At 58.3% G+C, this 6,585-nt stretch carries 6 protein-coding genes and 1 pseudogene; 4 read left to right on the forward strand and 3 right to left on the reverse strand.

Features of this window, described 5'->3' with window-relative positions; translation table 11 throughout:
* Positions 1 to 326: 326 nt before the first annotated feature.
* The gene (locus DW49_RS0121435; RefSeq protein WP_003375897.1) at positions 327 to 1,193 is read right to left on the reverse strand and encodes a MurR/RpiR family transcriptional regulator; all 867 of its coding nucleotides are present in this window, start codon (positions 1,191 to 1,193) and stop codon (positions 327 to 329) included.
* 218 nt (positions 1,194 to 1,411) lie between these two features.
* Here DW49_RS0121435 and zwf point away from each other — a divergent pair, with 218 nt between their 5' ends.
* The 3 genes from zwf to DW49_RS0121450 are packed head-to-tail and all read left to right on the forward strand — an operon-like array spanning position 1,412 to position 4,282.
* Positions 1,412 to 2,881, forward strand: coding sequence for a glucose-6-phosphate dehydrogenase (gene zwf, locus DW49_RS0121440; RefSeq protein ID WP_003375894.1), 1,470 nt, complete (start codon positions 1,412 to 1,414; stop codon positions 2,879 to 2,881).
* Positions 2,868 to 3,581 (forward strand): 6-phosphogluconolactonase, encoded by a 714-nt coding sequence (gene pgl, locus DW49_RS0121445; RefSeq protein WP_005615506.1) that lies wholly within the window; start codon positions 2,868 to 2,870, stop codon positions 3,579 to 3,581. The genes zwf and pgl overlap by 14 nt, the downstream gene beginning before the upstream one ends.
* Positions 3,582 to 3,607: 26 nt before the next feature.
* Entirely contained in the window at positions 3,608 to 4,282 is a 675-nt protein-coding gene (locus DW49_RS0121450) for a bifunctional 4-hydroxy-2-oxoglutarate aldolase/2-dehydro-3-deoxy-phosphogluconate aldolase (protein ID WP_005615510.1), read from the forward strand.
* 130 nt (positions 4,283 to 4,412) lie between these two features.
* On the opposite strand, the gene DW49_RS0121455 is transcribed toward DW49_RS0121450, so the two are convergent.
* On the reverse strand, positions 4,413 to 4,652 hold the full coding sequence (locus tag DW49_RS0121455) for a DUF3820 family protein (protein WP_005615512.1): 240 nt from the start codon (positions 4,650 to 4,652) through the stop codon (positions 4,413 to 4,415).
* A 219-nt stretch (positions 4,653 to 4,871) separates the two neighbouring features.
* On the opposite strand from DW49_RS0121455, the gene DW49_RS0121460 reads away from it, so the two are divergent.
* Complete coding sequence (locus DW49_RS0121460) at positions 4,872 to 5,342, forward strand: PA2169 family four-helix-bundle protein (protein ID WP_005615514.1); 471 nt, start codon at positions 4,872 to 4,874, stop codon at positions 5,340 to 5,342.
* Between the two features lie 67 nt (positions 5,343 to 5,409).
* On the opposite strand, the pseudogene DW49_RS0121465 reads toward DW49_RS0121460, so the two are convergent.
* A pseudogene (locus tag DW49_RS0121465) lies at positions 5,410 to 6,513 on the reverse strand (sensor domain-containing diguanylate cyclase); the annotation flags it as partial.
* Positions 6,514 to 6,585: the final 72 nt, after the last annotated feature.

Here is a 6,585-nt window from a genome sequence, read left to right on the forward strand (position 1 = left end):
AGTGTCAGGGCGAAGGAACCCGACGAAGTCGGGCCGGAAACGGAGCTGGGATTTTGCTTACTTTGATCCTTCAAAGTCAGTCGCCGAGGGGCGAAAAGGTGCCTCAAGTCGAGTCAGAATCTCACTGAATCGCAGAACTGTGTGACGCAGAGCGTCACGAACTGCATTCCTGCGCTGGAGCGTGAGGAACGATAGTTCTGTAACTATTGTGCCGTCACTCTGCGTCGGTGCGCCGTTCTGCACGCTCCGCGCTGCTTCTTTGCTTATCGTGCCGTCACTCGTCGGTACGCCGTTCTGGACGCCCCGCGTCCGGTCTTGAACCTGTTTCAGCCCTGATCCTCAATCGGATACCGGCTGTCGTTCAGGCTTTCCTTGATCTTGCGCAGGTGTGGCTGGAAATCAACGCCGCGGCGCAAGGTCATGCCGGTGGCCAGCACGTCGAGAACCGTCAACTGAATGATCCGCGAAGTCATCGGCATGTAAATATCGGTGTCCTCCGGCAGCGGAATGTTCAGGCTCACGGTGCTGGCCTGCGCCAGTGGCGAACCCGCGGCCGTCAGGCCCAGCACCGAAGCGCCATTGGCCCGTGCGATACGTGCGACCTCCACCAGCTCGCGGGTGCGGCCGGTGTAGGAAATGATCACGAACAACTCGCCAGTGTGGGCCACCGACGCAATCATCCGCTGCATCAACACGTCAGCGTGCGCCGTGACCGCCAGGTTGAAGCGGAAGAATTTATGCTGCGCATCGAGCGCCACCGGGGCAGAGGCACCCAGCCCGAAAAAGTGGATCTGCCGCGCCTGAATCAGCATGTCCACAGACTTGCTGACCAGTGCCGGGTCCAGTTGCTGACAGGCGCTGTCCAGCGAGGCAATCGCGCTGCCGAAAATCTTCTGGGTGTACGCCTCGGGATTGTCGTCGGCTTCCACCGCACGGCTGACATAGGCCGCGCCACTGGCCAGGCTCTGGGCCAGTTGCAGCTTGAGCTCAGGGTAGCCGCTGACGCTGAACGAACGGCAGAAGCGGTTGACCGTCGGCTCACTGACTTTGGCAGCCTGAGCAAGCGCTGCGATGCTCAGACGCGTGGCCATCTGCGGGTTAAGCAGAATCACCTCGGCCACTTTGCGCTCGGCCTTGTTCAGCTCATCGAGTCGGCCCTGGATTTGCTCCAGGAGGTTTCTTACGCGGTCCATACAAAGTCCTTGTCGGGGCTGATTCACCAACGGTTTTGGCCTGAGCTTTTATTAGCCCTTTAGCCTGTAGCAAAGGTGGCCTATCGTACTGAGGGCCTGTGTTGATCACCACTGGAATATGCTTTCAGGCAGAATGTTGTGGTTATTACTACATATGGCCTTGAGTAACGCCTTTAAAAAAGGTATTTGTAGCCTAACTTGATAAAAGAACCAACATTATGCCCTTGATTACGGTTGAACCGTGCACATTTGCCCTGTTTGGTGCCCTGGGGGACCTGGCGGTACGCAAGCTGTTCCCGGCTCTTTATCAGCTTGATCGCGCTGGCCTGCTGCATGAAGACACAAAAATTCTTGCCCTGGCGCGTGAACCAGGCGACGAACAGTCGCATCTGGCCTACATCGAAAAATCCATGCGCCGCTTCATTCCCGAGGCGGAGCTTGAGGCCGACAACGCAGCGCGCTTCCTGGCGCGCCTCAGCTACCTGCATGTCGATTTTCTCAAGGCCGAGGACTACGTTGCGCTGGCCGAGCGCGTTGGCAATGCGGAGACACTGATTGCCTACTTCGCAACGCCGGCCTCGGTGTACGGCGCGATCTGCGAGAACCTCGCGTCGGTGAACCTGGCCGAGCGCACGCGCGCGGTGCTTGAAAAACCCATCGGCCACGACCTGGCTTCGTCGCGACGGGTCAACGACGCCGTTGCGCAGTTCTTCCCGGAAAACCGCGTCTACCGCATCGACCATTACCTGGGCAAGGACACGGTCCAGAACCTCATTGCCCTGCGGTTCGCCAACAGCCTGTTCGAGACCCAGTGGAACCAGAACCATATTTCCCACGTGGAAATCACGGTTGCCGAGAAAGTCGGCATTGAGGGCCGCTGGGGCTATTTCGATCAGGCTGGCCAGCTGCGCGACATGATTCAGAACCACCTGCTGCAACTGCTCTGCCTGATCGCCATGGACCCGCCCAGCGATCTGTCTGCCGACAGTATTCGTGACGAGAAGGTAAAAGTGCTTAAGGCGCTGGCCCCGTTCACGCCCGAGCGTCTGGCCACCCAGGTGGTGCGCGGTCAGTACACCGCTGGCTACAGCGAAGGCAAGGCGGTGCCGGGTTATCTGGAAGAAGAGAACTCCAACACCCAGAGCGACACCGAAACCTTTGTTGCGTTGCGTGCCGATATCCGCAACTGGCGCTGGTCGGGTACGCCGTTTTATCTGCGTACCGGCAAGCGCATGCCGCAGAAAATGTCGCAGATCGTGATCCACTTCAAAGAGCCGCCGCACTACATCTTTGCCCCAGAGCAGCGTTTGCAGATCAGCAACCGCCTGATCATTCGTCTGCAGCCTGACGAAGGCATTTCCCTGCAGGTGATGACCAAGGATCAGGGGCTGGACAAAGGCATGCAGCTGCGCAGCGGCCCCTTGCAACTGAATTTTTCCGACACCTACCGCAGCGCTCGTGTCCCCGACGCTTATGAGCGGTTGTTGCTGGAAGTCATGCGTGGCAATCAGAACCTGTTTGTCCGCAAAGATGAAATCGAGTACGCCTGGCAATGGTGCGATCAGCTGATCGCCGGCTGGAAGAAGGCGGGCGATGCGCCCAAGCCTTACCCGGCCGGAACCTGGGGGCCAATGAGCTCCATTGCCCTGATTACTCGCGACGGGAGATCCTGGTATGGCGATATGTGATCTAGAGCTGCCGGCAGGGCTGGTAGCACGTGACTTCGACACCCCACAGCAACTGGCCGATGCGCTGGCCGGCAACGTGGCCGCGCGCTTGCAGCAGGCGATCAGCGAAAACGGTCTGGCCACGCTGGTGGTGTCCGGCGGACGTAGCCCGGTGGCGTTCTTTCAGAGCCTGGCGGCGCAGCCGCTGGAATGGTCGAAAGTGGTCATCAGCCTGGCTGACGAGCGTTTCGTGCCCACCGAGCACGCCGACAGCAATGCCGGCTTGCTGCAACGCCATCTGTTGCAAGGCCCTGCAGCCAAGGCGAAGTTTTTGGGGCTGTACAGCGTGGCGGGCAGTGTCGAGGACGCAGCACTGGCGGCCGATCAGGCGCTGGCCGAGCTGCCGCCCATCGATGTGCTGATTTTGGGCATGGGCGACGACGGGCACACCGCGTCGCTGTTCCCCGACAGCCCGAACCTCAGCGAGGCGCTGGACCTTGATGGCGAGCGTCGCTGCCTGCCGATGCTCGCACCCAGCGTGCCGCATCAGCGGCTGACCCTGACCCGCCGTCTGCTGGCGTCGGCGCGTTCGCCGATCCTGTCGGTCTCAGGTCAGGCCAAACTGAACACCCTGCGCGCGGCGCTGGCAGGCGATGATCTCGCCGAGATGCCGGTGCGTGCCTTCCTCAACCCGTCTCTCGAGATTTACTGGTGCCCATAAGCCCCATAAACAAAGGAACCGTCGCCATGACACAGAACGAAAATAATCAGCCGCTCACCAGCATGGCGAACAAGATTGCCCGGATCGACGAACTCTGCGCCAAGGCGATGATTCTGCCGGTCATCACCATTGCCCGTGATCAGGACGTGTTGCCACTGGCCGACGCGCTGGCCGCTGGTGGCATGACGGCTCTGGAGATCACCCTGCGCTCGGCGTTCGGACTGAGTGCGATCCGCATTTTGCGCGAGCAGCGTCCAGAGCTGTGCACCGGCGCCGGGACCATTCTGGACCGCAAGATGCTGGCCGACGCCGAGGCGGCGGGCTCGCAATTCATTGTGACCCCCGGCAGCACGCAGGAACTTTTGCAGGCGGCGCTCGACAGCCCGTTGCCCCTGTTGCCAGGCGTCAGCAGCGCGTCGGAAATCATGATCGGCTATGCCTTGGGTTATCGCCGCTTCAAGCTGTTCCCGGCAGAAATCAGCGGCGGTGTGGCAGCGATCAAGGCCTTGGGCGGGCCTTTCAACGAGGTGCGTTTCTGCCCGACCGGTGGCGTCAATGAGCAGAATCTCAAGAACTATATGGCCTTGCCCAACGTCATGTGCGTCGGCGGGACATGGATGATTGATAACGCCTGGGTCAAGAATGGCGACTGGGGCCGCATTCAGGAAGCCACAGCACAGGCGCTGGCACTGTTTGACTGATGAATAGCCGTTCGGCGTCAGCCTGTTTCAGGCTGACGCTGGCAAGGAAGTTGTTGTTGGTTGTATGGCTTTTGCGGTGCGCCCTGGTCCGGAGCACCGTTTTTTTCCTTTCGGACTGTATCCCCTTTGCTTATCCCCTGTCCTTGAACGACTGACGCGGACGCGTGCGCAGCGGGTCCAGCAGCGCGCTGAGGCCGTTGTGATCGATTTCCTGCATCAGCGCCAGCAGGCCGCCCAATTCTCCTTTGGGAAAGCCCTCCCGGGCGAACCAGTTCAGATAATGCCCCGGCAAATCGGCGATCAGCCGCCCTTTGTATTTGCCGAAGGGCATTTCCTGCGTCACCAATAACCTGAGTTTCTCCGGGTTCACCTGCGAGCCCTCCCATCAATAGATAACGACCTGCACGATACGTGCATTCTGCATGCAGGCCAAATGACAGTTCATGCAGAAGTCACGACCAGTCAAATGTGAAAATTTTGTAAATTCTTGATTTTAAAAGATTATATTCGCATCTAAAACTGGCACGGTGCCTGCAATTACCTATTCATCCAAAACTTTCGTATCAACCTGCCATTAGGAAATTATCAAATGACTGATATCAACAAAGAAACGATCTCTATCCTGAATGACCTGATCGAAACCAGCATCGACGGCAAAGAAGGGTTCCAGACCAGCGCAGAGAATGCGAAGACCCCATCGGTGAAAACGTTTTTCACACGCCGTTCTGCGGAAGTTGGCGCAGCAGTCACTGAGCTGCAGCAGCATGTACAGCAACTGGGCGGCAAGCCAGAAGATTCTTCCAGCGTATCCGCTGACCTGCACCAGGCATGGGTCAAGCTGAAAACCGCATTCACCAGCAACGATGATCTGGCTGTACTGGAAGAAGCAGAACGTGGCGAAGACGTTGCCAAGAAAGCCTATAGCAAGGCGCTTGAGAAGTCGCGTGAGAAGGGTGTTTCCCCAGCAGTGATCGCGGTCATCGAAAAGCAGTACCAAGGTGTTCTGAAAAATCACGACGAAGTCAAAGCACTGCGTAACGCAGCCCGCGCCGCATCGTGATTCGATGAACCCGCGGTAATAAAAACGCCAGCCAGTCTGGCGTTTTTTTATGTCGATTGTCAGGTGATCATGCCTGGCCAGAAGCCTGTGATTCTACCGCCACAGCCACGCGCTGCTCGACCCGATTACGACCGTTGTGCTTGGCCTGATAGAGCGCCTTGTCGGCGATGCCGAAAAACGCTGCCAGTTTGTCGCCCTGCCTTACGATTTGCGCGGCCACACCGATGCTGACGGTGATCGGCTGTTGGTCATCTGCGTAACGCGGCAGAGATTCGACCGCTACGCGAATTTTCTCGGCGATCACCAGCGCGCCGTTCATGTCGGTTTCCGGTAGTACGACCACAAACTCTTCGCCACCATAGCGGGCAAGCTGGTCACCCGGTCGGCGAATGGTGCCCGCAACAGCTTGCGCAATTCGCCGCAAGGCCTCGTCACCGCCCTGGTGGCCATGGCGCTCGTTGAAAGCCTTGAAGTGGTCGACGTCAATCATCAGCAGCGAGAGCCATTTACCGGAACGTTGCGCGCGCGCCCACTCCGTTTCCATCGCTTCATCGAGCTGACGCCGGTTGTCCAGCCCGGTCAATCCGTCGGTCGCGGCCAGGCTGGCCAATTCGTCTTCGGCACGATGACGCCGACGTAACTCACGGCACAGCAGCCAGGTCAGCCAGACAATTCCCAGGCACAACAGGCTGGTGGCGGTGCCGATCAGCCAGGCATTGCGATGCCAGACCGCATAGACCTCATCCTCGGACTGCCCGATCACCACCAGCAACGGCAGATTGCCGACGCGCGAAAACGTGTACAGCCGACGTGAGTTCAACTGCGTGGAGAGGGCAGCAAAACTGCCATCACCTTCTTTGAGAATGCGCTGGAAGTTGGCCGTGTGGCTGTAGTCCTTGCCAGTCAGGTCCTGACCTTCCAGCTCTGGATAACGCAAGATCAACGTGCCGTCGGTATTGATCAGATTGATGCTGCTGCCATCGCCCAGACGTTGGCTCATGAACAGATGTTTGAAGTACACCAGGCGCATGGCCGCACTCACAATGCCTTTGAATTCGCCGTCAGGCCCTGAAATGCGTCGACTGAAACTGATGCACCAGTCTTTATAGCCCCAGCGAGTCTTGTAAGGTGGGCTGACATGCAAATCCAGTGAAGGGTCTAGTGTACTGTTTGCGAAATAATTTACCCGTGTCCCGCAACCTAAGTTATTGATAAAATTTGAATTTTACGTTAGTTAGTAGCT

The organism is Pseudomonas avellanae BPIC 631 (genome assembly GCF_000444135.1).
In the GTDB taxonomy this organism is placed as follows: Bacteria; Pseudomonadota; Gammaproteobacteria; order Pseudomonadales; family Pseudomonadaceae; genus Aquipseudomonas; species Aquipseudomonas avellanae.